General features: G+C 73.2%; 20 protein-coding genes and 1 pseudogene. 13 read left to right on the forward strand and 8 right to left on the reverse strand.

Annotated elements, in window-relative coordinates; genetic code table 11:
- Window positions 1-44: 44 nt before the first annotated feature.
- Window positions 45-1,217, reverse strand: a complete 1,173-nt coding sequence (locus tag ACF1GV_RS15335; protein WP_391680480.1) for a right-handed parallel beta-helix repeat-containing protein — start codon at window positions 1,215-1,217, stop codon at window positions 45-47.
- A 166-nt stretch (window positions 1,218-1,383) separates the two neighbouring features.
- Between ACF1GV_RS15335 and ACF1GV_RS15340 the strand changes: the two genes are divergently transcribed.
- The 6 genes from ACF1GV_RS15340 (at window position 1,384) to ACF1GV_RS15365 (ending at window position 7,658) form a co-directional block, all read left to right on the forward strand.
- Window positions 1,384-2,403, forward strand: a complete 1,020-nt coding sequence (locus ACF1GV_RS15340; RefSeq protein WP_391680481.1) for an RNA polymerase sigma factor RpoD/SigA — start codon at window positions 1,384-1,386, stop codon at window positions 2,401-2,403.
- Window positions 2,404-2,529: 126 nt separating this feature from the next.
- Window positions 2,530-4,881 carry an MFS transporter gene (locus ACF1GV_RS15345; RefSeq protein WP_391680483.1) on the forward strand — a complete coding sequence of 784 codons (2,352 nt, stop codon included), beginning with the start codon at window positions 2,530-2,532 and terminating at the stop codon, window positions 4,879-4,881.
- 110 nt (window positions 4,882-4,991) lie between these two features.
- Complete coding sequence (locus ACF1GV_RS15350) at window positions 4,992-5,234, forward strand: DUF397 domain-containing protein (RefSeq protein WP_361638029.1); 243 nt, start codon at window positions 4,992-4,994, stop codon at window positions 5,232-5,234.
- Between the two features lie 361 nt (window positions 5,235-5,595).
- Complete coding sequence (locus ACF1GV_RS15355; RefSeq protein WP_391680484.1) at window positions 5,596-6,495, forward strand: universal stress protein; 900 nt, start codon at window positions 5,596-5,598, stop codon at window positions 6,493-6,495.
- A gap of 31 nt (window positions 6,496-6,526) precedes the next feature.
- On the forward strand, window positions 6,527-7,111 hold the full coding sequence (locus ACF1GV_RS15360; RefSeq protein ID WP_391680486.1) for a CGNR zinc finger domain-containing protein: 585 nt from the start codon (window positions 6,527-6,529) through the stop codon (window positions 7,109-7,111).
- 49 nt (window positions 7,112-7,160) lie between these two features.
- Window positions 7,161-7,658 carry a hypothetical protein gene (locus tag ACF1GV_RS15365; protein ID WP_361638024.1) on the forward strand — a complete coding sequence of 166 codons (498 nt, stop codon included), beginning with the start codon at window positions 7,161-7,163 and terminating at the stop codon, window positions 7,656-7,658.
- Window positions 7,659-7,670: 12 nt separating this feature from the next.
- Here ACF1GV_RS15365 and ACF1GV_RS15370 read toward each other — a convergent pair whose 3' ends face one another.
- Window positions 7,671-9,638: an N-acetylmuramoyl-L-alanine amidase gene (locus tag ACF1GV_RS15370; protein WP_391680487.1), complete on the reverse strand. Its 1,968-nt coding sequence runs from the start codon at window positions 9,636-9,638 to the stop codon at window positions 7,671-7,673.
- Window positions 9,639-10,068: 430 nt separating this feature from the next.
- The gene (locus ACF1GV_RS15375) at window positions 10,069-11,214 is read right to left on the reverse strand and encodes an aminoglycoside phosphotransferase family protein (RefSeq protein ID WP_391680488.1); all 1,146 of its coding nucleotides are present in this window, start codon (window positions 11,212-11,214) and stop codon (window positions 10,069-10,071) included.
- 253 nt (window positions 11,215-11,467) lie between these two features.
- On the opposite strand from ACF1GV_RS15375, the gene ACF1GV_RS15380 reads away from it, so the two are divergent.
- Complete coding sequence (locus ACF1GV_RS15380; RefSeq protein WP_391680489.1) at window positions 11,468-12,964, forward strand: hypothetical protein; 1,497 nt, start codon at window positions 11,468-11,470, stop codon at window positions 12,962-12,964.
- 61 nt (window positions 12,965-13,025) lie between these two features.
- Here ACF1GV_RS15380 and ACF1GV_RS15385 read toward each other — a convergent pair whose 3' ends face one another.
- From ACF1GV_RS15385 to ACF1GV_RS15395, 3 genes are all read right to left on the reverse strand, one after another.
- Entirely contained in the window at window positions 13,026-14,447 is a 1,422-nt protein-coding gene (locus tag ACF1GV_RS15385; RefSeq protein ID WP_391680491.1) for a PP2C family protein-serine/threonine phosphatase, read from the reverse strand.
- A 395-nt stretch (window positions 14,448-14,842) separates the two neighbouring features.
- The gene (locus ACF1GV_RS15390) at window positions 14,843-15,868 is read right to left on the reverse strand and encodes a Gfo/Idh/MocA family protein (RefSeq protein WP_391680492.1); all 1,026 of its coding nucleotides are present in this window, start codon (window positions 15,866-15,868) and stop codon (window positions 14,843-14,845) included.
- 103 nt (window positions 15,869-15,971) lie between these two features.
- On the reverse strand, window positions 15,972-17,066 hold the full coding sequence (locus ACF1GV_RS15395; RefSeq protein WP_391680494.1) for a chemotaxis protein: 1,095 nt from the start codon (window positions 17,064-17,066) through the stop codon (window positions 15,972-15,974).
- Window positions 17,067-17,215: 149 nt separating this feature from the next.
- Here ACF1GV_RS15395 and ACF1GV_RS15400 point away from each other — a divergent pair, with 149 nt between their 5' ends.
- A complete protein-coding gene (locus ACF1GV_RS15400; protein ID WP_391680496.1) occupies window positions 17,216-17,995 on the forward strand; it encodes an alpha/beta fold hydrolase in 780 nt (259 codons plus the stop codon).
- Window positions 17,996-18,037: 42 nt separating this feature from the next.
- On the opposite strand, the gene ACF1GV_RS15405 is transcribed toward ACF1GV_RS15400, so the two are convergent.
- Window positions 18,038-19,624, reverse strand: a complete 1,587-nt coding sequence (locus tag ACF1GV_RS15405; RefSeq protein ID WP_391680498.1) for an alpha/beta hydrolase — start codon at window positions 19,622-19,624, stop codon at window positions 18,038-18,040.
- Between the two features lie 331 nt (window positions 19,625-19,955).
- Here ACF1GV_RS15405 and ACF1GV_RS15410 point away from each other — a divergent pair, with 331 nt between their 5' ends.
- Together ACF1GV_RS15410 and ACF1GV_RS15415 are read left to right on the forward strand one after the other, a co-directional pair.
- Window positions 19,956-20,657: a chaplin gene (locus ACF1GV_RS15410; RefSeq protein WP_391680499.1), complete on the forward strand. Its 702-nt coding sequence runs from the start codon at window positions 19,956-19,958 to the stop codon at window positions 20,655-20,657.
- 544 nt (window positions 20,658-21,201) lie between these two features.
- Complete coding sequence (locus ACF1GV_RS15415) at window positions 21,202-22,647, forward strand: hydrolase (protein ID WP_391680500.1); 1,446 nt, start codon at window positions 21,202-21,204, stop codon at window positions 22,645-22,647.
- A gap of 428 nt (window positions 22,648-23,075) precedes the next feature.
- On the opposite strand, the gene ACF1GV_RS15420 is transcribed toward ACF1GV_RS15415, so the two are convergent.
- Window positions 23,076-23,519, reverse strand: coding sequence for an SPW repeat protein (locus ACF1GV_RS15420; RefSeq protein ID WP_363266680.1), 444 nt, complete (start codon window positions 23,517-23,519; stop codon window positions 23,076-23,078).
- 198 nt (window positions 23,520-23,717) lie between these two features.
- On the opposite strand from ACF1GV_RS15420, the gene ACF1GV_RS15425 reads away from it, so the two are divergent.
- The 3 genes and pseudogenes from ACF1GV_RS15425 to ACF1GV_RS15435 form a co-directional block, all read left to right on the forward strand.
- Window positions 23,718-23,795 (forward strand): putative leader peptide, encoded by a 78-nt coding sequence (locus tag ACF1GV_RS15425; RefSeq protein WP_363266797.1) that lies wholly within the window; start codon window positions 23,718-23,720, stop codon window positions 23,793-23,795.
- A 198-nt stretch (window positions 23,796-23,993) separates the two neighbouring features.
- A complete protein-coding gene (gene ssuE, locus ACF1GV_RS15430) occupies window positions 23,994-24,548 on the forward strand; it encodes an NADPH-dependent FMN reductase (RefSeq protein WP_363266681.1) in 555 nt (184 codons plus the stop codon).
- 136 nt (window positions 24,549-24,684) lie between these two features.
- Window positions 24,685-25,824: pseudogene (locus tag ACF1GV_RS15435) on the forward strand (LLM class flavin-dependent oxidoreductase); the annotation flags it as partial.
- Between the last annotated feature and the right edge of the window lie 15 nt (window positions 25,825-25,839).

Raw genomic sequence — 25,839 nt, forward strand, 5'->3', positions numbered from 1 at the left:
GCGCCGTCGGGACGTCGCCCGGAGCCCGCAGCGCCGGCCGCGGTTCACCCCTCGTTGTCCCTCCAGCGGCCGCCCTGGGGTGCCGCGTCGTAGCGGGTGGAACGGTCCGCGTTGCCGGTGAAGTCGTTGTCGGTGACACGGCCGCCCTGCCAGTGGCCGTCGGCCGTGATCCACAGGGCGTGGTTGTGGGTGCGCGGCTCCTGGTCGTCCCAGAAGCGGTTGCCGTGCACATGGGGCCGGGTCAGCGGGGCCGCCACGGTGAGGCCGGCGCGGGGGGCGGGGGAGTCCGGCAGTCGGTAGGCGGTGCCCGCCGGGGGCGTGCCGTCGCTCCAGGCGGTGTCCGCGCCGGGACGGCACGGCGCGAGGGTGAGCGCCGTCGCCGTGTTGCGCAGCACCACCGCGCTCTGCCCGCCGACCGTCACCCGCTTGCCCCGGTGGCCGTCGGCCGGCCAGCCGGCGTGCTCGTCGAGCACCGAACGCGCAAGACAGCGGACCCCGTCCCCGCCGCCCGCCGCCGCGGGTGCGGCCCGCCGCCCGTTGTCGCTGATCCGGTTGCCTGGGATTGCGTACGGCCCCGGCGTGTTGCCGAACCCGATCCCGTCGCGCAGGTTGCCGTCGATGACGCAGCCCGTGACGACCCCGCCGCGCCCCCCGATCCCGGACGTGCCCTGCGAGGACACGTCGAATCCGGCCTCGTGGTTGCCGATCACCGTGCAGTTGGCGACGAGCAGCCCGTCCGCGCCCCAGTCGGAGATGCGGAACCGGTTGTCCTCGGCGTGGCACGCGGTGATCCGGATGCCACGCGGCGGCGTCCACCGCGCCTGCTGCAGCTCGAGGAAGATCCCGTTCGTGCCGTTGCCGATCGCCGTGCACGCGGTCACCGTCAGCCGCTCCACGTCCCCCCAGCCGCCGATCCCGATCCCGATGCCGGCGCCGCCCATCTTCTCCCCGGGGTCCTGAGCCCCGCAGTGCTCGGCCAAGTCGAAGCCGAAGCCGGTGGCCGCCGCGTCGTGCACGTACAGGTCGCAGAAGCGGCCGCGCAGCACGTACTGCAGCTCGTCCTGGATCAGATAGCGGCCCGGCGGGACGAGGATCCGGCGCGGCAGCCCGTCCGCGGCGCGGGCCGCGCCCAGCTCGTCCACCAGGGCGGCCGGCGCCGGCCGGTCGTCGGTGGTGCCGTCGCCTGCCAGCCCGTAGGCGCGCGCGTCGACCGTCAAGGGTGCGGACAGCGCGTCCCCCTCTCCACCGGGGGTGCGGGAGCCGAGTACCGGCGTTCCGCGTCTCGCACCGCGCGCCCGGGCCTCCGCACCCCTGGCCGGCGGTTCGCCCGGAACCCGTCGGGTACCCGTGAGCTCGGACAGCACAGAGTGCGAGGAGCGAACGATGGCTTCGCAGGCACGCACGACCCCGTCCGGCCCCCGCCGTGACGGCCCGGCCCGGGCTCGCCCGTCACGGCGCCGCGACCCCATCGGCGGACTCGACGACGAGCCGGATCTGCTCGGCCAGTACCTGGCACAGATCGCGGCCACCCCGCTGCTGGACGCCGAGCAGGAGGTGCGGCTCGCCCAGCGCATCGGGGCCGGTGTCGAAGCCCTGGAGGAACTGGAGCAGGCCGACGCGGGGGAGCGCCGGCCGACCCCACGGCAGCGCGCCGGACTGGAGGCCGCCGCGCGCGACGGGCTGGCGGCCAAGGACCACATGGTGCGCGCCAACCTGCGCCTGGTGGTCTCGATGGCCAAACGGCACGCCCACCGCGGCCTGCCCCTGCTGGACGTCATCCAGGAGGGCAACCTCGGGCTGATCCGTGCGGTGGAGAAGTTCGACCACACCAGGGGCTTCAAGTTCTCCACGTACGCCACCTGGTGGATCCGTCAGGCCATCGAGCGCGGCCTGGCGAATCACGCGCGGACGGTACGGCTGCCGATGCACGTCGTCGAGCAGCTGCAGAAGCTCGCCAAGGTGGAACGGCGCCTGCAACTGGCCCTCGGCCGCGAGCCGACCCCCGAGGAGGTCGCCGAGGAGGGCAAGCTCGCCCGGGACAAGGTGGTGTGGCTGCGCCGGGTGGGCCGGCAGTCCCTCAGCCTGGACACCCCGGTCGACGAGAGCGGCGAGACGGTCGTCGGCGACCTCATCCCGGACACGGACGTGCTGCAGGCCCCGGAGGTCGCCGAGTACCAGGCGCTCGCCGAGGAACTGCGCGACGCCATCGGCACCCTCGCCCCTCGCGAGGCGATGATCCTCAGCCTCCGCTACGGCCTCCACGACGGCCGCTCGCGCACCCTGGACGAGGTGGCCCGGCACGTGGGCCTGACCCGCGAGCGGGTGCGCCAGCTGGAGAAGCAGTCGCTGGCCCTGCTCCGCGAGCACGAAACGGGCGAACGCCTTGTGGAGTGGGCGAGTTGACCCTCCGTCCGATCCGGATTCTCACGGGACGATCACACTTCCCCCATCTCCTTGCCTAAGTCAATCAATTGTCCTACCTTCGTGGGCCGTATCGATGCGCGCTGCCCTCACGGAGGCCCGACAGCCATGTCCCACGCTCATCCCCGGCCCGCCGAGGAGGTGTCCGCTCCCGGGCGGACCAACCTCGTGGTGGCGGTGCTGGCCTTCGGCGGGATCGTCGTCTCGCTCATGCAGACCCTGGTGATCCCGATCGTCCCGGAGCTGCCCAAGCTGCTGGACGCGTCCGCCTCCGACGCCGCCTGGGCGGTCACCGCGACGCTGCTCGCGGCCGCCGTCGCGACCCCGGTGACGGGCCGGCTGGGGGACATGTACGGCAAGCGGCGCCTGCTGCTGGCCAGCGTGTTGCTGCTGGTGGCGGGCTCGGTCACGGCCGCGCTGAGCGACAGCCTGGCGCCGATGATCGTGGGCCGGGCGCTGCAGGGTCTGGCCTCCGGTGTGATCCCGCTGGGCATCAGCATCATGCGCGACGAACTGCCCGCCGAACGCCTCGGCTCGGCCACCGCGCTGATGAGCGCCTCCCTCGGCGTCGGCGGCGCCCTCGGTCTGCCCGCCGCCGCCCTGATCGCGGACCACTTCGACTGGCACATGCTCTTCTGGACCTCGGCGGTGCTGGGTGCGGTGGCCTTCGTCCTGGTCCTGGCCCTGGTGCCGGAGTCGGCGGTGCGCACGGGCGGCCGCTTCGACGCTCTGGGTGCCCTCGGGATGGCCGCCGGTCTGATCTGCCTCCTGCTGGCCATCTCCAAGGGCGCGGACTGGGGCTGGGACAGCGGCACCACACTCGGCCTCCTCGCCGCGGCCCTCGTGGTCCTGCTGCTGTGGGGCGTGTACGAACTGCGCACCAGGGAGCCGCTGGTCGACCTGCGCACGACCGCCCGCCGCCAGGTGCTGGTCACCAACCTCGCCTCGATCGCGTTCGGCTTCTCGATGTTCGCGATGTCCCTCGTCCTGCCGCAGCTGCTCCAGCTCCCCGAGGCGACCGGGTACGGCCTCGGCAGGTCGATGCTCGACGCCGGTCTCGTGCTGGCGCCGACGGGCCTGGTGATGATGGCGATGGCGCCGCTCTCCGCCGCCATCTCCCGCGCCAAGGGCCCGAAGGTGACCCTGATGCTCGGCGCGGTGATCGTCGCGGCAGGCTACGGGCTGAACATCTGGCTGATGAGCGCGGTCTGGCAGCTCGTGCTGGTGTCCTGTGTGATCGGCGCCGGCGTCGGCTTCGCCTACGGCGCGATGCCCGCGCTGATCATGGGCGCGGTCGAGCCGTCCGAGACGGCCGCCGCGAACAGCCTCAACACCCTGATGCGGTCCATCGGCACCTCGGTGGCGAGCGCGATCGCCGGGGTCATCCTGGCCCGTCTGACGACGCACCTCGGGCCGGTGGCGCTCCCCAGCGAGAACGGGTTCAAGGTGGTGATGGCCACCGGCTGCGGTGCGGCGGTCCTCGCCCTGCTGGTCGCCGCGTTCATCCCGGGCCGGCGCCCGGCCGCGGTGCCCGCCCCCGCCCAGGAACCGGCACCCGCCCCGCCGAAGGAGACCGCACCGGCCGTCGCCGAGGCGGACGAGGAGGCTGTCGGCGCGGCGGTCGCCATACCGCTCGCCCGGGCGGTCGCCGAACTGGTGGCGGCGGTCCCGGGCCTGACCGGCGACGAACCGGCGCCCGCTGGAGCGGAGGTACGGGGTTGGGTGCGCGGAGCCGAATCCGCGCCGGTCCCGGGGGCCGCGCTGACCCTGATCTCCCTCGAGGGGCGGCAGTTGGGCCGCGCGGTCGCGGACACCGACGGCTCCTACGCCCTGCCGGCGCCCGGGCCGGGGACGTATGTGCTGATCGCGGCCGCCGATGGCTGCCGTCCGCAGGCCACGACCCTCGTCGTCACCGACCGCGAGGTCTCCCACGACGTGCTGCTCGACGGCTCCGGCGGGCTGAGCGGTGTCGTGCGGTCCGCGGACAGCGGGGCGCCCGTCGCCGACGCCGTCGTCATCGTCACCGACGTCCGCGGCGACGTCCTGGTCACCGGACGCACCGACGCCCTCGGTGAGTTCACCCTCACCGACCTGGTGCCCGGCCCCGTCACCCTCGCCGTCAACGCGCCCAAGCACCGCCCGCTGGCCCTGCACGCCGAGATATCCGCCACCGGCGTCACCCGCGTGGACGTCGACCTCACCGCGGGCGCATACGTTCGAGGCACCGTGCGCGGCGCCGGCGCACCGCTCGGCGACGCACGGGTCACGCTGGTGGACGCCGCGGGCAACGTCGTCGGTACGACCACGACCGGCGCGGACGGGGCGTACGCCTTCTCCGACCTCGACAGCGGCGCGTACACGGTGATCGCCACCGGCTATCCGCCCAAGGCGACCGGGATCACCGTCGCCGGCGGGGGAGACGGGGAGCACGACATCGAACTGGCCCACGCCGTGGCGTAGGCGGGTATCCGAACCGCCCGGCTCCCGAAAGGTCCGTCTCACGTGCCCTGTTGAGGTCCGCGGTCGATCGCTAGGCTGGCCGCGGACGACGAGTCGGGAGGAGCACGGACGTGGCGGAGAGCACCATCCAGCAGCAGCCGCTCACGGGCTGGGACAAGCCGGAGCTGGACCTCAGCAACGCCCAGTGGCAGTCGGGCAGCCGAGGCCTGGGGGATGTCCAGATCGCTTTTGTCGAGGGGTTCATCGCGATGCGCAACAGCCGCCGCCCCGCGAGCCCGTCCCTGATCTTCACACCCGCGGAGTGGGGCGCCTTCGTCTCCGGCGCACGGGAGGGCGAGTTCGACCTGACCTGAACCGCTCGCCCGCCCGCCGCTGCGATGCGGCGGTGACGATCACCTGCGACCGGGGCGGCGACCTGACCGACGACGAGGCCCGGGGCCGGCGTCGGCGCCGCGCTGGTCGCCGGGGCGGCCCGCCCCCGGCTGCACGTCGACTCCGAGCCGGAGCCGAGGCCTTCCACCTCGGCGCCCGCACCCTCGAGCCGACCACCGCCGGCCCGCTCGCCCTGTGGCGGCCGGCCCTCGTGACGAGGGCCGCCCGCGTAAAATTCCGCCCCTTTTCCGGACACGCGACCAAGGAAGCCGCTCCCGGGACGCCGCCTGCGCCAGGCTGGCCCCAGGATGAGGAAGGTCTTGTTCCGGAGGTGAGGGACGCATGAGCACACTGCCGGTCATCGCGGCGGTCGACGGCTCCGAGGACAGCCTGCGCGCCCTGGACTGGGCCGCCGACGCGGCCCGGGCGCGCACGGCACCGCTGCAGGTCGTCCATGTGCGGCAGTACGTCGCCTGGGCCCAGCCCGGCGCTCCCGTGGTCCTCCCGCCCCCGCCGGAGGAGGACCCGGTGCTCACCGACGCCGCCGCCCGCCTCGAGGCGCGCGGTCAGACACCGGCGGCGGCGTACATCGGCATCGACGGCGCACCGGCCGCCGCGCTGCCGGAACTGGCCGCGGACGCCCAGCTGCTCGTGCTCGGATCCCGCGGCCGCGGCGGTTTCGCCAGCCTGCTGCTCGGCTCCAACGGCATGACCGCGGCGCGCGACGCCCCGTGCCCGGTGGTGGTCGTGCCCCGGCCCGACCGCACGGTCGAGGCGCCCCTGCCGGCCGAGCCGGGCCCCCGCGTGGTGGTCGGTCTCAACGCCGACGGCCCCGACGAGGCCACCCTGGAGTTCGCCTTCACGGAGGCCGAGCTGCGCCGGGCCCTTCTCCAGGTGATCGCCGCCTACCCGTGGCCCGCCCAGACCTGGACCACACACGGCGAGATGCTGCCGCCGGCCGTCGACCAGGCGGCCGTCGAGGCCGAGACCCGTGCCCTGACCGACGGCTTCCTCGCCCCCTACCGCGAACGCCACCCCGAGGTGCGGGCCGAGCCGTCCGTGTTTCCCGGCGACGCGGCGGGCAACCTCGTCGCCGCCTCCCAGGGCGCCGAGCTGCTCGTCGTCGGCCGCCACCGCCGCCGGCTCCTCGCCCCGCGGATGCTGGGCTCCGTCACGCACGCGGTCCTGCTGCACGCGGTGTGCCCGATCGCGGTCGTCCCCCCGCATCCGCCGGAGGAGTGACCCGCGAGGGCCCAGCCCTATCATCGGCCGCATGCAGGACCCGATCAGCCCGGACACCCGGCTCGCCCTCGACCTCGCGCTGACGCTGCGGCACGACGGACACGGCGGCGTCACCGACGACCTCGCCGACCGGGAGGGGCTCACCGCTTGGCTGCGGGCCCACCCCGAGCTGACCTCCGACGCCGACAAGACCACCCTGGTGGCGGTGCGCGAGCTGCGCGCCGCCGTCCGCTCCCTCTTCGCCCACGCGGTACGCCCCGCCGCGCCCAGCCCGGCCGACGCGGACGTGCTGCCGCCCGTGGCGCAAGCGCTGCACACGCTGAACGCGGCGGCCGCCCGCCGGCCCGTCGTACCGGTGCTGACCTGGGCGCAGGACACCGAGCCCGAACGTGAGTGCCGGCCCGCCGCCGGCCCCGACGATCTCGTATCCCGCCTCGCCCGCGCCGCCATCGCCTTCCTCGCCGGCCCCGACCGGCACCGCCTGCGGGCCTGCCACGCCCCGCGGTGCGTGCGCTACTTCCTCAAGGAGCATCCCCGCCAGGAGTGGTGCAAGCCGTCCTGCGGCAACCGCGCCCGCGTCGCACGCCACCACGAACGCCACCGCAAGATCACCTAGGTGGCGGCCCGTACGACGCCGAGGCGCCCCGGGCACGTACCATGGCCGCATGTCGTTCCTCCGTCGCCGCAGCGCCACCCCCGCCGGCCCCGACTTCGACGTGCTGGCCATGGACCCGGGTGACTGGCCCGGAAACCTGGGCGCCGGCCTGCTGCCCGCCCCCGACGGCACCTGCCAGGGCGTCTACCTGCGTTACGACCTCTTCGGCGGCCGCGGCCCCGCCATGATCATCGGCAACCTCCCCGAGGGCTCCCCGGCCCGCGAGGTCGACGAGGGAGAGGTCCCCTTCGAGGTGGCCCAGCTCCTGCTGGCGCTGGAGAACGACGAGGAGGTGACCGTCGTCGGAACCGAGGACGTGCCCGTCCTGCAGGGCGACAACCTCCTCATCGTGCGCCGCCTGAAGCTGTCGGAGTCCCGCATCTCCTGCGTGCAGTTCGACCGCAGCGACAACGTCCTGGTCACCATCGCCGCCTGGGACCGGCCCATCACGGACGACCTGTACGCCCTGCTGAAGCCGCTCCCCGCGGAGCTGTTCCAGCAGGGCTGAGGCCCGCAGGGGTTACGGGGCCGACTGCGCCACCTGCACGTCGGCCGCCCGCACGAACGCCACGCGGTGGCCGTACTGGATCTCGTAGTACAGGTCCTTGCCGACGACCACCCGGTGCGAGCCCTCGGTGAAGGTCACCGCGTAGTAGTACTCACCCGGCACCTTGTCCCCGACCACGTAACTCTGGCCCGCCGGCACCTTGTACGGCAGCGGGGACACCGACTGCGCGGGGACGCCCGCCGGGTAGGCGGAGGCCTCCGGATACGCCCTGCCGTACACCGGGATGCTCGCCGCGCCGGCCTTCGGGGTCACCACCAGGCCCGCCGCGGGCACGGCCGCCGGCTTGCCCTTGGGGTTCTTGAACCAGGCTTTCTGACCCAGGTACCAGATCGCCGTCCAGTCGCCGTTCTGCCCGGCCACCGCGAACTGCTGGCCGGTGGAGACCCGCGAGGACAGGTCGTTGACGTCGTTCGTCGGCGTCGTGCCCAGACCGATGTCCTTGATCAGCGGGGAGTCCTCGTCCGGCTGCGAGTACAGCCGCACCTCGCTGGAGCCGTGCACGGGGCACGGCTGGCCGCCCTTGGCGCAGCCCGTGTACACCGGCTGGTTCGCGGCGTAGTCCGGCCGGATCGTCACCAGGCCGCCGCCGCTGCGCGCGGTCCGCTTCACCGGGTGGCCCAGCAGCTCGAAGTAGTGCCGCCAGTCCCAGTACGGGCCCGGGTCGGTGTGCATGCCCGGGATCGTGCCGGTCGTGGGGCCGGGCACCGTGTCGTGGCCCAGGATGTGCTGCCGGTCCAGCGGGATGCCGTACCGGTCGGACAGGTACTTCACCAGACGAGCGGAGGAACGATACATCGCCTCCGTGTACCAGGCGTCCGGGTTCGCCAGGAAGCCCTCGTGCTCCAGGCCGACCGACGCGCCGTTGATGTACCAGTTGCCCGCGTGCCAGGCCACGTCCTTGGCCTTCACATGCTGGGCGATGTGCCCGTCGGTGGAGCGCAGCGTGTAGTTCCACGACACATACGTCGGGTCCTTGATCAGGTCGAGGACGCCCTCCCAGCCGCCCTCGGTGTCATGGACGACGATGTAGCGGATGCGCTGGGAGGCGGGCCGGTCGCCCAGGTCGTGGTTGCCGTAGTCGTTGTCGCCGAACTCCTCGTACGGCGCCGGCACCCACTCGCACGACACCGACGCCGGGCACTCGGTGTTCGCCGACGACGACCGGCGCAGGCCCGTGCGCGTCAGCTGCCCGGTGTCGGGGGCCACGCCGGGCTGCGCCGCGAGCGCCACCCGCTGGCCCGCGTCCGTGAAACGTTCCTGCCCGGTGTGGATCACGTCGAACACGTCGTTCGCGTACGCCGCGGCCGTCGCCGTGTCGTCGGCGCCGGAGAACCGGGCGACGGCGCCGTACCACTCGGCCGGGTCGGAGCTGAGCGGCTCGCCCAGATCCTTCTGCGCGGCGGCCAGCAGCGCGGCGCCGCCCGCGATGTTCGCGGCCGCGTCGGAGCGCAGTTCCTCGTCCGGGATGCCGGTCAGCTCGGCGGCCCGCGTGAGGGTCTTCAGCCGCGCGGGCAGCGCGCTCTCCGCGGGGAGCTTGGCCTCGGGACGCAGCGGCGGGCGGGCCTCGTCGCCGCGGGCGTCCTCGGTGCCGTCGCTGTGGTGCGGCGAGGTCGCCAGCGCGGTGCGGGCGTCGGTGAGGTGCATGGGGCCGTAGCCGCCGGTCACGCTCGGCGCGCCGGCGTGCGCGTCCCAGCGGGACTGCAGATAGGAGACGCCGAGCAGCACGCTCTGCGGCACCCGGTACTCGGCCGCCGCGGCGGCGAAGGCCCGCTGGAGTGCGCCCGCCGAGTCGTCGGCGTGGGACGGGCCCGCGCCGAGCAGCGGCAGCAGCAGCGCGCCGGACGCCACGGCGACGGCGCCCCGGCGGGCGAGGCGTCTGTGGCCGGGGGAGTGGTGGGGGTCGGTGACGGAACCGCGCAAAGCTGCCTCCAGAGACGTGCGGTCATGACGGGGCGTGCGGGCCGAACCCGGACAGTGGTACCGGCTGGCCGACGATCCGTCAATCATGCGGTCACAGAGGCGATTTCCCATGTCAAACGGTGGGTGGGGCGGGTTTCGCGACGGGTGGTTCACCCGCCTGCACGGCGTCAGTGGCCCATACCAGTGGTTGCGGTCCGCCACCCGGCGGCCGTCCGCGGTGCGCCGTCGCTCCGAGCGCACCGTGGGCCGCCGTCCCGGCCGACGAGCACCGACCGGCGTGGGAGGGTGCCGGCGCTCGGCGGCCGGTGTATCGGGCCGGTGGATCCGGCCCACCGTGGCCGGCCGCATCGCAGGGAGACCTTCGGTGAGTGCCGCGCCTCAGCCCTCATGGGCCGTCGGCGAGCGCGGCATCCTCGCCTCGCCGCGCTCGTCAGCGCGTGCCGACCGCAGCGCGTACCGCTCGGCGGACCAGCTGGCAGTCGTCGTGCAGGCGGCGCAGCAGCAGGCGCAGTTCCTCACCGGAGGGCGTGGCACCCGGATGGGCCGGGCCGGCGGCGGCCGGGGGTGCGTCGTGCATCGAACGCTGCACGGCCGTCTCGTAGGTGCGGATCTCCCGGGTGAGCACCAGCATCAGGTTCACCAGGAACGCGTCCCGGGCCGCCGGTCCCGCCTGCTGCGCGAGCTGGCTGATCTGCCGCCGGGCCACCGGCGCGTCCCCGATCACCGACCACAGTGTCGCCAGGTCGTAGCCGGGCAGGTACCACCCCGCGTGCTCCCAGTCCACCAGCACTGGACCGGCCGGTGACAGCAGGAGGTTCGACAGCAGGGCGTCGCCGTGGCAGAACTGGCCCATGCCGCCCCGGCCCGCCGCGTGCGCGATGCCGTGCAACAGCTTCTGCAGGTCGCCCAGGTCGCGGTCGGTGAGCAGGCCCAGCTCGTGGTAGCGGTTGATACGGGCCGCGTAGTCCAGCGGGGCGCCGAACGTCCCGGCCGGCGGCCGCCAGGCGTTGAGCCGGCAGATCGCCGCCAGCGCCGCCCGTACGTCCGCCCGCGGCGGTGCCTCCACGGGGTGCCGCTGGAGTGCCGCCACCCGTCCCGGCATCCGCTCCACGACCAGCGTGCAGTTGTCCGGATCCGCCGCGATCAGCCTCGGCACCCGCACCGGGGGGCGGTGCCGGACGAACGTGCGGTATGCGGCTATCTCCTGCCGGTACCGCTCGGCCCACTCGGGGGAGTGATCCAGTAAGCACTTGGCGACGGCCGTGCTGCGACCGGTCGTGCCGACCAGGAGCACGGAGCGTCCGCTGCGGCGCAGCACCTGCACCGGGGCGAACTCCGGGCAGATCCGGTGCACCGACGCGATCGCCGTGCGCAGCTGCGCTCCCTGAGGGCCGGACAAGTCGAGTCTCCCGCTGAGCGGTTGTGTGCCGGCCCCCGGGCCGCGCCGGCCGCGGCCCGCACCGAGCACGGGGGCCGCCCCACGCGCGGGGGCCAGGTAGGGGCCGCTGCCGCCCACCGCGGGGCGGGGGAGCAGCGGCCGGGGCGGGGCGGACACGGAGGACGATGCTGCGTACATGGGCGAAACAGATCCCTTCGTGTGCCTGTGACGTCAAGGCGCCGTCCGGCCCGGCCGCCGTGCTGCACCCTGGGGAGTGCGCCCGTCGCGATGACTGCGAGCGGGTGGCGACCGGGTCGGGGTGGCGCATATCTACCTGACACCCGGCGGCCACTGGCACACCATCTGGCGGACCCTGGCGAACCCTGGCGAATAGTCGCTCGGCAACTCTCACCGGGCTAGTGTCAACTCAGCCGAGAACCTGGGGGCTTGAGTGAGCGGACAACCCAACACCCGACTCGCGGACCTGTTCGGCATGGCCGGCTGGTCCAAGGGAGAACTCGCGAGGCTGGTCAACAAGCAGGCGGCGGCCATGGGCCACCCTCAGCTGTCGACCGACACCTCCCGGGTGCGGCGGTGGATCGAGACGGGAGAGATCCCGCGCGATCCGGTGCCGCGGGTGCTGGCGGCCCTGTTCACCGAGCGTCTCGGCCGTGTCGTGACCATCGAGGACCTCGGTCTGGTCAGGCACGGGCGCGCGGGGAAACGGCAGGGCGACGGGAGCGTGGAGCATCCCGACGGTGTGCCGTGGGCGCCCGAGCGGACCGCGGCGGTCCTCACCGAATTCACGGGAATGGACCTCATGCTCAACCGACGCGGCTTGGTGGGCGCGGGTGCCGCGCTCGCCGCGGGATCCGCACTCAGCGGAGCCATGCACGACTGGCTGCACACCGACCCGACCCTCTCCGCCGACGCCCCCCACACCGATCACCCCCTGCATGCCGACCCCGCTGGGTTCGACCGCTACGAGGCCGCCCCCATCGGGACGCAGGAGGTCGAGGAACTCGAACGCTCGGTCGAGGTCTTCCGCGCCTGGGACGCGGCCCGCGGCGGCGGGCTCCAGCGCAAGGCCGTGGTGGGCCAGCTCAACGAGGTGGGCGGCATCCTCGCCTACCACCACTCGCCCGGCATCCAGCGCCGCTTGTGGGGCGTCGCCGCCAACCTCGCCGTCCTGGCCGGCTGGATGTCGCACGACGTGGGTCTGGAGCCCACCGCGCAGAAGTACTTCCTCATCGCCGCCCACGCGGCGCGCGAGGGCGGGGACCGGCCGCGCGCGGGCGAGGCACTGTCCCGGGCCGCCCGGCAGATGGTGCACCTGGGCCGCCCCGACGACGCGCTGAACCTGATGAAACTCGCCCAGTCCGGCTCCGGCGACCGGCTGCTGCCCCGGACCAAGGCGATGTTCCACACCATCGAGGCCTGGGCGCAGGCGTCGATGGGCAAGGGCCAGGCCATGCGCCGCACCCTGGGCCAGGCCGAGGACCTCTTCGTCTCCGACATGGCGGACGAGGAGACGCCGGACTGGATGCAGACCTTCAAGGCCGAGGATCTGTACGGCATGCAGGCGCTCGCCTACCGCACCCTGGCGGAGTTCGACCCCGGCGCCGCCGTGCACGCCCAGTACTACGCGCAGAAGGCGCTGGATCTGCGGATCGACGGCCGGGAGCGCTCGAAGATCTTCGACCACCTGTCCATGGCGTCGGCCTGCTTCATCGCCGACGACCCCGAACAGGCCGACCGCTACGCCCGGCTGGCCCTGATGTCGATGGGCTCGAACTCCTCCCGCCGCACCTGGGACCGGCTGCGCCAGATGTACCGGCTCACCGCCCAGTACGCCGGCTACCCGGGGATCCAGGAGCTGCGCGAGGAGATCGTGCAGGCCCTGCCGAAGGGCAAGAACGGCAAGGCGGGGGGCAGCGCACCGGCGTAGGGAGCGGGCGTCCCCCGGGTGCGGGGAGCGGACGCTGTGGGTGTGAGAAACGGGCGAAGGGTTACGACTCCACCCGGGCCACCAGGACGCACGCGCCGTCCTGGCGCTCGGCGGTGTCGAACTCCGCCACGACCGCGCGCACGCAGTCCTGCGCGTCGGCGGCATCCGCGATCCGCGGGGCCAGGTCGAGCAGGGCGTCCGAGCCGTCCGCCCCCGCACGTCCGGGCACCAGGCCGGCGGTGTGCAGCAGGAGCAGGTCACCGGCCTCGAGGGTCTCCTCGGCCTGGCCGTAGGCGGCGGTCGGGGTGGCGCCGAGCAGGACGCCGTCCGGGGGCGCCAGCCTGCGCCCCGTTCCGGCGCGGTACAGCACGGGGGCCGGATGCCCGGCCTGTGCCCAGGTCAGGGTGCGGTCGGCCGGCCGGTAGCGGCAGCAGACGGCGCTGCCGAGGGCCGGCCGGCCGGCGGAGTCCAGTAACCGGTTGAGCAGCGCCATGAGCTCGCCGGGCCGGGTGCCCGCCATCGCCATGCCCCGCACCGCGCCCAGCAGCATCGCCATGGTGGACGTCACGACCGGTCCGCGACCGGTGAGGTCGCCGACGCCCAGCAGGCTCTCGCCCGCGGGCAGTTCCAGGGCGTCGTACCAGTCGCCGCCGATCAGCTCGCTCGCCGGGGCGGACAAGTAGTGGGCGGCGATGTCGAGGGACCCGGCGCCGCGGCGCGGGAGCCGCAGGGAGCCGTGCCACGGGGGGAGCACGGCTCCCTGCACCTCGACCGCGACCCGGTGCTCGGCCTGCGCCCGCTGCCGGCGGCGCTGGAGCGAGTCACGGGTCTCGCTCACCGCCCGCTCGCTGCGCCGCAGTTCGCTGACGTCGCGCAGCACCGCCCACATGGACGTGGTGCTGCCGTCGGCGTCGAGCACCGGCTCGCCCATCACGTGCACCGTGCGGACCTCGCGGTCCGGGCGCACGATGCGGAACTCGCCGTCGATCGGTTTGGCGTCGATCAGGCAGTCCGTGACCATCGCCGTGAGCTGCGGCCGGTCCTCCTCCAGCACGAGGGAGGGCAGTTCGTCCAGGGTGAGCGCCGGGCTCGCCGGGTCGCGGCCGAGGATCCGGTACAACTCGCCGGACCAGCTTGCCTCGTCGGTCAGCAGGTTCCACTCCGCACTGCCGACCCGGCTGAGCAGCGGACCGCTCGGCGCCTGTGCGGCCTCGGCGGGCGGTTGCTCTGCCGCGGGCCCGGCGGGCAGCGGGCCGTCCCGCAGTTGCGCCAGGTGCTCGTCGAGGTCGTCGAGCTGGTGCAGGGCCAGGTCGTACAGGGCGCGCTGCCAGCGTTCCGTGGGATCGCTGCCGTCGCCCTGAGTGTCACGCCGTACCGCGTCCACGTCGCCCTTGAGCCGCCGCGCCTGCGAAATCAGCGCGTCCACCGAACCGCGGGAGGGCGGCTGGGCGGAAGAGCGGTCCGCGGAGACATGGGACGGCATGACGCACTCCGATGCGGGACGGTACGGCCAGGCGGACGGGTGGGACCGGTTACGACTGTTGCACAGCCCGCGATGTCGTGTAAGGGATTTGGCACCACACGATCCGGTGGTGCTTCTGGCATATGCCACAGTCTTCCCGGAGGGGCATCGCGGTACGGTCGGCGTAGATCGCACCACTGGCAAATCGTAGTCGTTGTACGCGACTTGACGGACCGTCGAGCATTCCGCGCAGACGTTCAGGCGGATGTTCGACGGTTGTGTGTTCGGCTCTCTGGCCGCCTGCTGTTCATGTGCCGCCCCACCGCACGGATACGGACCCCGGCCGCCTCACGGTGCACCCTTGCGCGCGGTGGTCGCGCCCGTTCACCGGCCGCCTGGCGACCGGCGCGCCCAGGTCAGCGGCGCTCCTCGGCGTACAGCGGCGGGCGCGGGGCCGGGTCGACGCAGACCCGTCCGCCGTCCTCCAGGGAGCGCACCCCGGCCTCGGCGACCAGGGACGCGGCATAGCCGTCCCACGCGCCGGGCCCGGTGACCCGGCCCGCCCGGGTGGCGTCGACCCAGGCCTGCACCTCACGGTCGTAGGCGTCCGCGAACCGCACCAGATAGTCCTGCGGCACCTCGACGCCCGCGCCGCCGCGCGCGGTGACCGCCATGCCGTGCTCCTCACCGATCCGCGCGCTGCCACCGTCGCAGACGGCCTCGCAGCGCACCTGGTAGCCGAAGCCGCAGTTGACGAACACCTCCACGTCCACCAGGGCGCCCCGCTCGGTCTCGAACAGCACGAACTGCGGGTCGGCCAGCCCCTCGGGAGCGCCGGCGCAGGAGCGTGGACGCAGCACGGTCACCGCGGTCAGCTCCTGCCCGAGGAGCCAGCGCGCGGCGTCGATCTCGTGCGACACGGAGCTGTTGACCAGCATCGCGCTGGTGAAGCCGGGCGGGGAGGAGACGTTGCGGTGCACGCAGTGCAGCATCAGCGGCCGGCCGAGCGAACCGCCGTCCAGCAGCGCCTTCAGCCGCAGGTACTCGGCGTCGTAGCGGCGCATGAAACCGATCTGCGCCAGGCGCCTGCCGAGCCGCGCCTCCGCCTCGACCACGCGCAGGGCGCCCGCCGAGTCCGGCACCATCGGCTTCTCGCACAGCACCGGCAGCCCGCGCGCGAACGCCGCGAGCAGCGCCTCCTCGTGCGCCGGGCCGGGGGAGGCGATCAGCACCGCCGCCACGCCCGGTGCGCCCAGCGCGGCCTCGGCGTCCGCGTGCACGCTCACGCCGTCGATCCCGGCGGCCGCCTCCTTGGCCCGCCCGGTGTCCGGGTCGGCCACGGCGGCGACCCGCGCCCCGCTCACCACCCGGTCGAGACGGCGTATGTGGTCGGCACCCATGTGCCCGGCACCCAGCACGGCCACGCCCAGCGGCTCAGCCACGTCTCCCACGGCTCCTTCCCCGGTTCGCGTGCGCGTGCCCGGCGGCGCACGCGAACCAGGGTGTCACGGCAGTCAAGGCCGCGCGGGAGCCGGCGCGGGAGGGTCAGAACCGCAGCACGCCCGCGATGCCCTCCGCGTCGCGCAGTGAGCCGTCGGGGACGAACCGCACGTCCGCGCCGGTCTCCAGGCACTGCTCGACGATCTCGTCGACGACGTCCTCGCGGGCGTCGAGTTCGCCGTCCGCGGCGGGCTCCAGATGGTCGCCGACGTCGCGGACCGTCACCTGGTAGTTCTCCTCGACGGCGAGCAGCCGCACGCGGGCCTCGCGGGCGCTGCGCCAGATCTCGTCGAGCCCGGCCGCGAACGCGCGCCGTCCGCGGGCCGCTTCGAGTTCCGCCGCGACCGTGTCGGCCGTCCGGCGCTGCTGTTCGGCCACGACCGGCCGTACGGCTCGCCACACCGCCTCGGGCGAGGCGTGGGTGAGTCCGCCGTGCCGTATGTGCACCGCGCACTTGGCGACCGTGCCGACGTCGTCGAACAGGGACAGCGCGGCCTGCTCACCGGTGACGTAGACCGGCCGGGAGTCCTGGCGCAGCACCTCGGCCATCGCCGTGTCGGCCTCCCGCAGGAACTGGCGGGTGCCCTCGTCGCGGAACGTGCTCTGCAGGTCGCCGATGCGCTCCTGGCGCTCGGCGTCGAAGTTGTCCCGGCTGCGGGTCCGGGGGAAGCCGCCGGTGTGGTCCTCGGCCACCCGGTCGTGGCCGCCGCTCCACAGCGTGACGCGGTCGGCGGAGACCGACAGCACCCAGAACGGCCGGTCGGCGGCCTGGGCGGAGACCAGGTTGCGGGTCAGGAAGGTGTCCGACAGCACCACCCGTTCCGGCACGGAACGGGCCAGCGACCACACCTGATGCTCACCGGGAGCGGCGAAGATCACCAGCCCGTCCTCGGCGTGGGTCAGGTCCACCTCGGCCAATGCCCGGTCGAGTTCGCGCGCGACCTCGGCGCGCCGTTCCCGGCTGACGGCCGGGTCGGCCTCCAGCCGGCGCTTGGCCTCGGCCACGACATTGCGCAGCCGGACCCGGTCCTGGGAGTTGTCGGGTTCGCGGCGATGGGTCGGCGTCAGTACGGACACCGCCGGATACGGCCGCGGACGGCGCAGTTCGGCGAGAGTGGCAGGGCTCAGTGCATGCTCCATGACAGCACCATAGGGCTGATTCGCGTATCGGGCATTTGGGGTAACTCTGGCTGTTCCTGCGGGGATCTTCACAGCTCCACGGCAGTGACGCGCGACCTGCGGACGGTTACGCTACCCGCCAGTAACCGGATCGCTCCCAGGAGACGCCCATGCCGCAGCTCGAGGTCGACGGCGCGACACTGACGTACGACGACGAGGGCCCCCGCGACGGCGCGGCGCCCCTGGTGTTCGTGCACGGCTGGACGGCCGACCGGCACCGCTGGGACCACCAGGTCGGCCACTTCGCGCGGCGGCGCCGGGTCATCCGGCTCGACCTGCGCGGGCACGGCGAGAGCAGCGGCGCGGGTGTGCGCACCATCGCGGCACTGGCCGACGACGTGCTCGCACTGCTCGACCACCTTCAGGTCGAGCGCTGCGTCCTGGCCGGTCACTCCATGGGCGGGATGATCGCGCAGACCATCGCCCTGTCCCATCCCGCGCGCGTCGAGCGACTGGTCCTGGTGGGCACCATCGGCCGGATGACATACAGCCGGGCCAGGGGCCTGCTGATGGCGGCGTCCACGCTCGTGCCGTACCGGCTGTTCGTCGCCGCCAACATCCGGCGCGCCTTCGCCCCCGGACACCCGCGCGAGGAGATCCGCCGCTCCATCGCGGCCTCCGCCGCCACCCCGCGCGAGGTCGTCATGACCCTCTACGGCGCCATGCGGGCCTTCGACGTCCTCGACCGGGTCGGCGAGATCCGCACGCCCACCCTGCTCGTCCACGGCGCCCGCGACGTCCAGTTGCCGGTCGCGCAGATGCTGCGGATGGCCACCGCCTATCCGGACGCCGTGGTCCGGCTGATCGACGCCGGGCACGAACTGCCCCTGGAGAAACCGCGGGAACTGACCCGGGCGATCGACCGGTTCCTGGCCGAACAGGCGGCCTGAGCGCGACGCCCGGCACCGTTCCACGTCCGAGGGTGCGCGACGTCAGTCCTCCTCGTCCGGCCCGCACGAGCTGCCGCTCACCGGCAGCGATCCGTACAGCAGGAAGTCGTCGACCTTGCGGTGCACGCACTTGGACGACCCGTAGCCCGTGTGACCGTCGCCTCGGTTGTCCAGCACCACCGCCGAGGAGCCGAGGCGCTCGGCGGTCTCCTGCGTCCAGCGGTACGGCGTCGCCGGGTCACCCCGCGTGCCGACGAGCAGCATCTTCGCCGAGTGCAGGTCCTTGACCTTCTCGCGGACGAAGTCGGTGCCCGCGGGCCGGCCGTAGCACATCAGCACCTGCGCCAGCCGGAACCGGCCGAAGACGGGTGAGGCCTGCTCGTAGGCGGCGCGCAGCCGGCCCAGATCCCTGGTGATCCGGTCGGCGGAGGGCCGGTCGGGATCGTCGGCGCAGTTGATCGCCATCAGCGCCGCCGGAGGGTTGTCCAGCGGGACGTCGTCGGCGTCCGTCAGCCCCGTGCCACCGCGATCGCCCGGGTCGCGGCGGACCGGCGGAGCAAAACCGCCGGACGCGAAGCCCATCACGCCGTTGGTGTCACCGTCCTGGACCAGCTCGGCCAGCGCCCGCTCCAGCGAGGGCCACAGCTTCTTGCTGTACAGCCCCTGCCCGATCGCGCCCACCAGGTCCTGGCCGGTGAACGGCTTGCCGATACCGCTCTGCACCGGGTCCTCGTCCATCGAGTGGATGAGCTTCACGACCTGCTCGCGGGCCGAGCGCGCGTCCTCGCCGAACGGGCACGCGATGTCCTGCACGCACCAGTCGACGAAGTCGTCCAGCGCCACCTGCTGGCCCTGCGCCCCCGCGATGCCCTGCTCGGTCAGCGGCTCGGAGAGTGTGTCCACACCGTCCAGCACCACCCGGCCCACCCGGTCCGGGAACCGGGCCGCGTAGACCGCGCCGAGCCGGGTGCCGTAGGAGAAGCCGAGATAGTTGAGCTTGCCTTCGCCGAGTGCCGCGCGCATCACGTCCAGGTCGCGGGCCGCGTCGACCGTGCCGATGTGCCGCAGCACCGGACCCGAGTGCCGGGCACAGGCCACGGCCGCCTGGCGCAGCTGCTCCAGCGCGGCCCGCGGGTCGGCCAGTTCGTCCTGGCCCGCCACCGCCGCGAACGCGTCGTCCTCGCCCTCCCCGCAGCTGACCGGAGAGGAGCGGCCGACGCCACGGGGGTCGAACGTCACCACGTCATAGCCGTTGGTGAGCCCCATGAAGTCCTTGCCGCTGTCGGCGAGCTGGGGCACGCCCGCACCGCCCGGCCCGCCGAAGTTGAGCACCACCGAGCCGCGCCGGTGACCGGTCGCACGGTAGCGGGCCACGGCCAGGTCCAGCTTGCCCGCCCGGGGGTGCGCGTAGTCGAGCGGGACGGTGATCTTCCCGCACTGCAGGTCCCTGGGCATCCCGTCGCCCTGGCATCGGCCCCAGGTGATCTTCTGGTCGTAGAACCGGCTCAGGTCGGGCCCGGAACCGGCGTGCGCCGCCGGCACTCCCGTAGCCAGCAGGGCGAACCCGAGGGCTCCGGAGAGCGCGCAGCGGCGTATCGCCGCGGACCGCGTCGACCGCTCGGACAGCATCCTTGCCTCCCAGGGCGCCCCGTCGCGGACCGGAACCGGCGCCCTCGCTCACCATAAGCGGGCCGCGCACGCCCCGCCCGTCCGCGCACGGACCGGTGACACGAGCCCCGCTCCGCCGGCCCGGGGCGTGCCGGGGAGTCCGTACCCGGGGCGTCCGGACCGCGCCCGGGATGTCACGGCCCGTGCGGCTTTACCGCTTGTTCGACAAACATGCCGCTCGATGGAGTGAAGAAACAATCAACGTCCGATACGCCCATAACCCGGACCGCCGGGCTGCGTTCCAGTCGGTGCGGGCGAGTGCCCGTGTCCATGTCTGGAAGGCAGGGAGCCTATGAAACGGGTTACCCGAAACGGTCTGATCGCCGTCGCCGCCGCGTCGGGTGCGATGGCCCTGACGGGGGCCGCGTACGCCGACTCCGCGGCGGACGGCTCGGCCGCCGGCTCACCCGGGCTGATCTCCGGCAACACCCTCCAGCTCCCGGTGCAGGTGCCCGTGAACCTGTGCGGGAACACGGTGAGCGTGGCCGGTGTGCTCAACCCCGCGGCGGGCAACCGCTGCGCGAACACCTCCGGCGGCGGCGCCCCGGCACCGGGTGCCGGCGGCTCGGCCCACACCCGCTCCGGTGCCCCGGGCCCGGGCGGCTCCGGGAACTCCGGCGGGGTGCGGGCCGACGGCGTCACGTCCGACTCACCGGGAGTGCTCTCCGGCAACGGCATCCAGCTCCCGGTCCACCTGCCGGTCAACGTCAGCGGCAACAGTGTGAACGTCGTCGGCATCGGCAATCAGGCCACCGGCAACACGTCCGTGAACCACTCCGGCGGCCACCCGGCTCCCGGTCCCGCCCGGCCCACCCCGCGTCCGGCCGCGCCCCCGAAGCGTCACCCCGCGCCGCACGTCCCGAATCGGCAGGTCGTCACCTCCCTCGCGAACACCGGCGCGGACCTGGACCTGCCCGCCGCGGTCGGCAGCGCGGCCCTCGTCCTCGGCGGCGCCGCCCTCTACCGGCGCTTCCGGCCACAGACGGGGCGCTGATCCAGCCGCAGCGGCGGCGGACGGGGCGCTGATCCGGCGGCAGTGGCCGTGGACGCGGCCCTGATTCGACGCCGGCGTCGAGCATGGGCGCTGATCCGGCGATGGCGGCCAAGCATGGCGCCCGATGCCGCGGCGGTGGCGGCCCGGGCCCCGTCAAGCCGCCCCGGAGAAAACCGCCCCACCGCCGACCGCGTCCGCGCTCAGGACGCGGTCGGCCCGGCTGGCCCCCGGCGGGACTGGACGTTCGGAGCCCGTAGCTCCTGCGTCAGCTCCAGCACCTGGTTCTCGACCGTGGTGCCGCGAGCACCCCCCGGCACCGGCATCGACACCGAGGTCAGGCGTGAGGCGTTCCATCGGCAGGAGGGTCCCACCGAGGTCCCGCCTCCCCGGTGTCGAGCGAACGCGCGCTCTGTTCACCGCGCCGTCATGCCATGTACCTTTCAACTGTCTCCACGCGTGTAGAACACTCCCGCTCGGCTCTTCTCTACGCGCGGAGATCGGCGCCCCCACCGCCTACTCTCCCCCTCACCCGGAGGTTCGCCGGATGTCCGGATCGATCAGACCCCGCCGCACGGTCACCACCGTCCTCGCCGCCCTCGGCCTGTGCCTCACCGGAGCCGCGCTGCAGACCGGTGCCACGGCCACCCCGGCCCACGCGGCCACCCCCCACCGCGTCCTGTTCGACAACGCCCACGCCGAGACGGCCGGCAACGCCGACTGGATCATCTCCACCAGTCAGCCCGACCCGCTGGGCCAGGACGCCACCCCGTCCGCCGAGACCGACTGGACGGGTGCCCTGTCGTCCTGGGGCGTGGCGCTGCAAAAGACCGGCGGTTACAGCCTGAAGACGCTGCCCTCCGGTTCGAGCCTGAGCTACGGCGGCACCTCGGCGACGGACCTGTCCCAGTTCGACACGCTGGTGCTGCCCGAGCCCAACACGCTGTTCACCAGCGCCGAGAAGACGGCGATCATGAACTTCGTCAAGAACGGCGGCGGTCTGTTCATGATCTCGGACCACACCGGGGCCGACCGCAACAACGACGGCCAGGACGCCGTCGAGATCCTCAACGACCTGATGACGAACAACAGCGTCGACTCCACCGACCCCTTCGGCTTCTCCATCGACGCCCTGAGCATCAGCTCCGACCACCCGGCCGCGATCAGCGACGCCACCGACCCCGTGCTGCACGGCTCGTTCGGCACCGTCACCAAGAGCCTCATCGCCAGTGGCACCACCGCCACGCTCAAGCCCGCGGACAATCCGAGCGTCAAGGGCCTGCTCTACCGCACCGGTTACTCGGGCAACACCGGTGCCTTCTTCGCCACCAGCACCTTCGGCAGCGGCCGCGTCGCCTTCTGGGGCGACAGTTCGCCCATCGACGACGGCACCGGCCAGTCGGGCAACACGTTGTACGACGGCTGGAACGACACCAGCGCGACCGACGCCCCGCTCGCCCTGAACGCCACCGCCTGGCTCGCCGGCACGGGCACCACGAGCGGGGGCACGACCGGCACATGCACGGCCGCCCAGCTGCTCGCCAACCCCGGCTTCGAGTCCGGTGCCACCGCCTGGAGCGCCTCCAGCGGGGTCATCACCAACGACACCGGCGAGGCCGCCCGTACCGGTTCCTACAAGGCCTGGCTGAACGGCTACGGCGCCGCCCACACCGACACCCTCGCGCAGTCGGTGACCATCCCCGCCGGGTGCACGAACGCCACCCTCACCTTCTATCTCCACGTCGACACCGCCGAGGCGACCACGACCACGGCCTACGACACCCTCAAGGCGCAGGTCGTGAGCAGCAGCGGCACGGTGCTGTCGACCCTCGCGACCTACTCGAACCTGAACGCGGCGAGCGGTTACACCCAGCGCAGCTTCAGCCTCGCGGGCTACGCCGGACAGACCGTCACGATCAAGTTCACCGGCACCGAGGGGTCCACCCTCCAGACCTCGTTCGTCCTCGACGACACCTCGATGAGCGTGAGCTGACGCCGTGGAGGGCGGTCCTGCCGGACCGCCCTCCACGGGACGATGCCCTGCTGTGCCGCGGGCTGGGCGTCCGGCGTGGTGGTGTCCTCGTCCTGCCGGTCGCCGCAGCGTGACGCGGAGCCGGTTGTTCACGCCGTGCGCGGGCTTGCCGTGCGCGACGAGGGTGCCGTACTTGACGTCCTTGGCCCGGATCTCCGCCTCGTAGCGGTGCTTGCCGCTCTTGAAGACCTTCGCGGTGGAGACCTTGTGGGCGAGCTTCACCGTCTTGACGTACACACGCTTGGCCTGGTCCGGACTGTGCGCGGGTGTGACCGAGCGGCCGGTCCGCGTCATGCGGACCGGCCCTTGTTTCCTTCGCCTTCTTCTCGTGTGATGCCCCACCTGATGATGGCCGGGGTGGTAGTGATCCGGGGGTCACCGTCCGGGTGTCACGGCCGGGGTGGCGCGCTCCTGGCCGCCGTACCGGCGCACAGCATTCCGAGCACGAGCGCCAGGGCGCCGATGACGATGTTGTTCACCACCACGCCCGTGTCCGGGCTGCTGCCGACGACCCACGGGGCGATGATCATCCAGATGCCCAGGGCGCACATGGCCCAGCTCAGGCCGTACATGCGCTCGGGGGCGCGGGTGAAGCCGAGGGCCAGAAGGCCGATCGCGATACCGATGATGAGGTTGTGCGTCACCAGCGGGGGCTGGCTTGTCGTGTAGTGAACGATCCACGGGGACACGGCGCAGTACAGGCCGAGCAGGAACACCGGCCCGTCCACGAGCGCCACATCACGACCGCCGAGCATGCGGGCGTACCGCGCCTGCATCTCGGAGACGTCCGGGTGAGTGGTGATGTCACCCCTGCCGTGCGAGAGGTTGGCCATGACTTGTCTCCTTTGACTGGCCGGCCGACCGTGTCCGGTGTGGTGAGCGGTCGGCGCCACCTCTGTCCATTTTGCTCTTACTTCACCCTTATGTGTAGAGGTCGCAGGGGTGGTGGGCCCCCTGGGTCCGCGATGCGAGAACGACCGGGTTTTCCTTGACGGTGCTCCTCCGCTGCTGCCACGATCCATGGCATGACCATGCGACTGGACCTCACGCGGCGACGGCACGTCGACCTCGCGCGCGTCTCCAGCGCCTGCTGTCGCCTCGCGGCCTGACTCCGCCGAGCCTCTTTTCCTCACCAGCCGTCTGAACCGGCTTCCCGCCGCCTGCCCTGAATCCGGCGTGCCCACTTCCCTCGCCACCGCGCACCCCTGCGTGGTCGCGCGTCCCACCACGCCGCCACGCCTGCGTGCACGCCCGCCCCCGCGCGCCCCCGCAGCTCCGCCACCGGAGTTCCGTAAGAAAGAGGACCCATGGCCATCGTCCTGTCCGTCTCCGGCAGCCCCTCCGCCACCTCCCGCACCGCCCGTCTGCTGCGCCACCTCGACCAGCGGCTGGCCGCGCAGGGCCACGACGTCATCCCGCTGGACGTACGCACCGTCCCCGCCGAGGCCCTCCTCGGCGCCGACTTCCGGCACCCGGCGATCGTCGAGGCCACAGAACTGTTCGCCCGCGCCGACGGGGTCGTCGTCGGCACGCCCGTGTACAAGGCGGCGTACTCCGGCGTGCTCAAGGCACTGCTGGACCTGCTCCCGCAGTACGCGCTGACCGGCAAGACCGTCCTGCCGCTGGCCACCGGCGGCAGCACCGCGCACGTCCTGGCGCTGGACTACGCGCTGCGCCCGGTGCTGAACTCCATGGGCGCCGCGCACATCGTCCCGGGCTGGTTCACCCTCGACAAGGACATCACCGTCCGCGAGGACGGCTCGGTGACCGTCGCCCCGGCCACCGCCGAGGCCCTGGGGCAGGTCGTCGACCACTTCGGGGCGGCCCTGCACCGCAGCCCCGTCCTGGCCGCGGCGAGCTGACCCGCCCCACCACCCGGTCAGACCCTGGCCCAGCCTGCCCCGCTCCCCGGGCGGACCCCTGCGCCGGTCCGCCCGGACGGACGCCATCACGCGTCCTGGCGGCCCCAGGCCGGGCCCTCTCGAACGGAGAAACGCCGTGTCCCTCACCTTCCACTGGTTCCTGCCCACCAACGGCGACAGCCGCGATGTCGTCGGCGGCGGCCACGGCACCCCGGCCACCGCCTCAGGCCGGGACCGGCCGCCCACGGTCGGCTATCTGAGCCAGATCGCCCGCGCCGCCGAGGATCTCGGCTTCGTCGGCGCGCTCACCCCGACCGGTGCCTGGTGCGAGGACGCGTGGCTGACCACCGCGATGGTCAGCCAGAACACCGAGCGGCTGAAGTTCCTCGTCGCCTTCCGGCCCGGCTTCGTCTCCCCGACGCTCGCCGCGCAGATGGCGTCCACCTTCCAACGGCACACCGGCGGACGGCTGTTGCTGAACGCCGTCACCGGCGGCGAGAGCCAGGAGCAGCGCGCCTACGGCGACTTCCTCGACAAGGAAGCCCGCTACCGGCGCACCGGGGAGTTCCTGGAGATCGTGCGGGGTCTGTGGGACGGCAGGAGCGTCGACCTGGACGGCGAGCACCTGCGGGTCGAGGACGCGTCGCTCGCCCGGCTGCCCGACCCCGTCCCCCAGGTGTACTTCGGCGGCTCCTCGCCGATCGCCGGGGACGTCGCCGCCCGGCACGTGGACGTCTACCTCACCTGGGGCGAACCGCCCGCCCAGGTCGCCGAGAAGATCGCCTGGATCAGGAAGCTCGCCGCCCGGCACGGCCGCACCCTGCGCTTCGGCATCCGGCTGCACGTCATCACCCGTGACACCGCCGCGCAGGCGTGGGCCGAGGCGGACCGGCTGCTGTCCGGGTTCGACCCCGAGACAGTGCGGTCGGTGCAGTCCGGGCTCGCCCGCAGCGAGTCGGAGGGCCAGCGGCGGATGCTCGCGCTGCACGGCGGCGGCCGCGACGGCCTGGAGATCCACCCCAATCTGTGGGCCGGCATCGGCCTGGTGCGAGGCGGCGCCGGCACCGCGCTGGTCGGCAGCCACGACGAGGTCGCCGAACGCATCAAGGAGTACGCCGCCCTCGGCATCGACGAGTTCGTCCTGTCCGGCTACCCGCACCTGGAGGAGGCGTACTGGTTCGGCGAAGGCGTCCTGCCACGGCTGGCCGCACAGGGACTGTGGCGCCACCCGTCCGCCCCGGCGTCCCCGCCTGCGACTCAGGTGCCGTTCACGAACCAGGCGGCGCCGACG

Source organism: Streptomyces sp. NPDC014006 (assembly GCF_043088925.1).
Classification (GTDB): domain Bacteria; phylum Actinomycetota; class Actinomycetes; order Streptomycetales; family Streptomycetaceae; genus Streptomyces.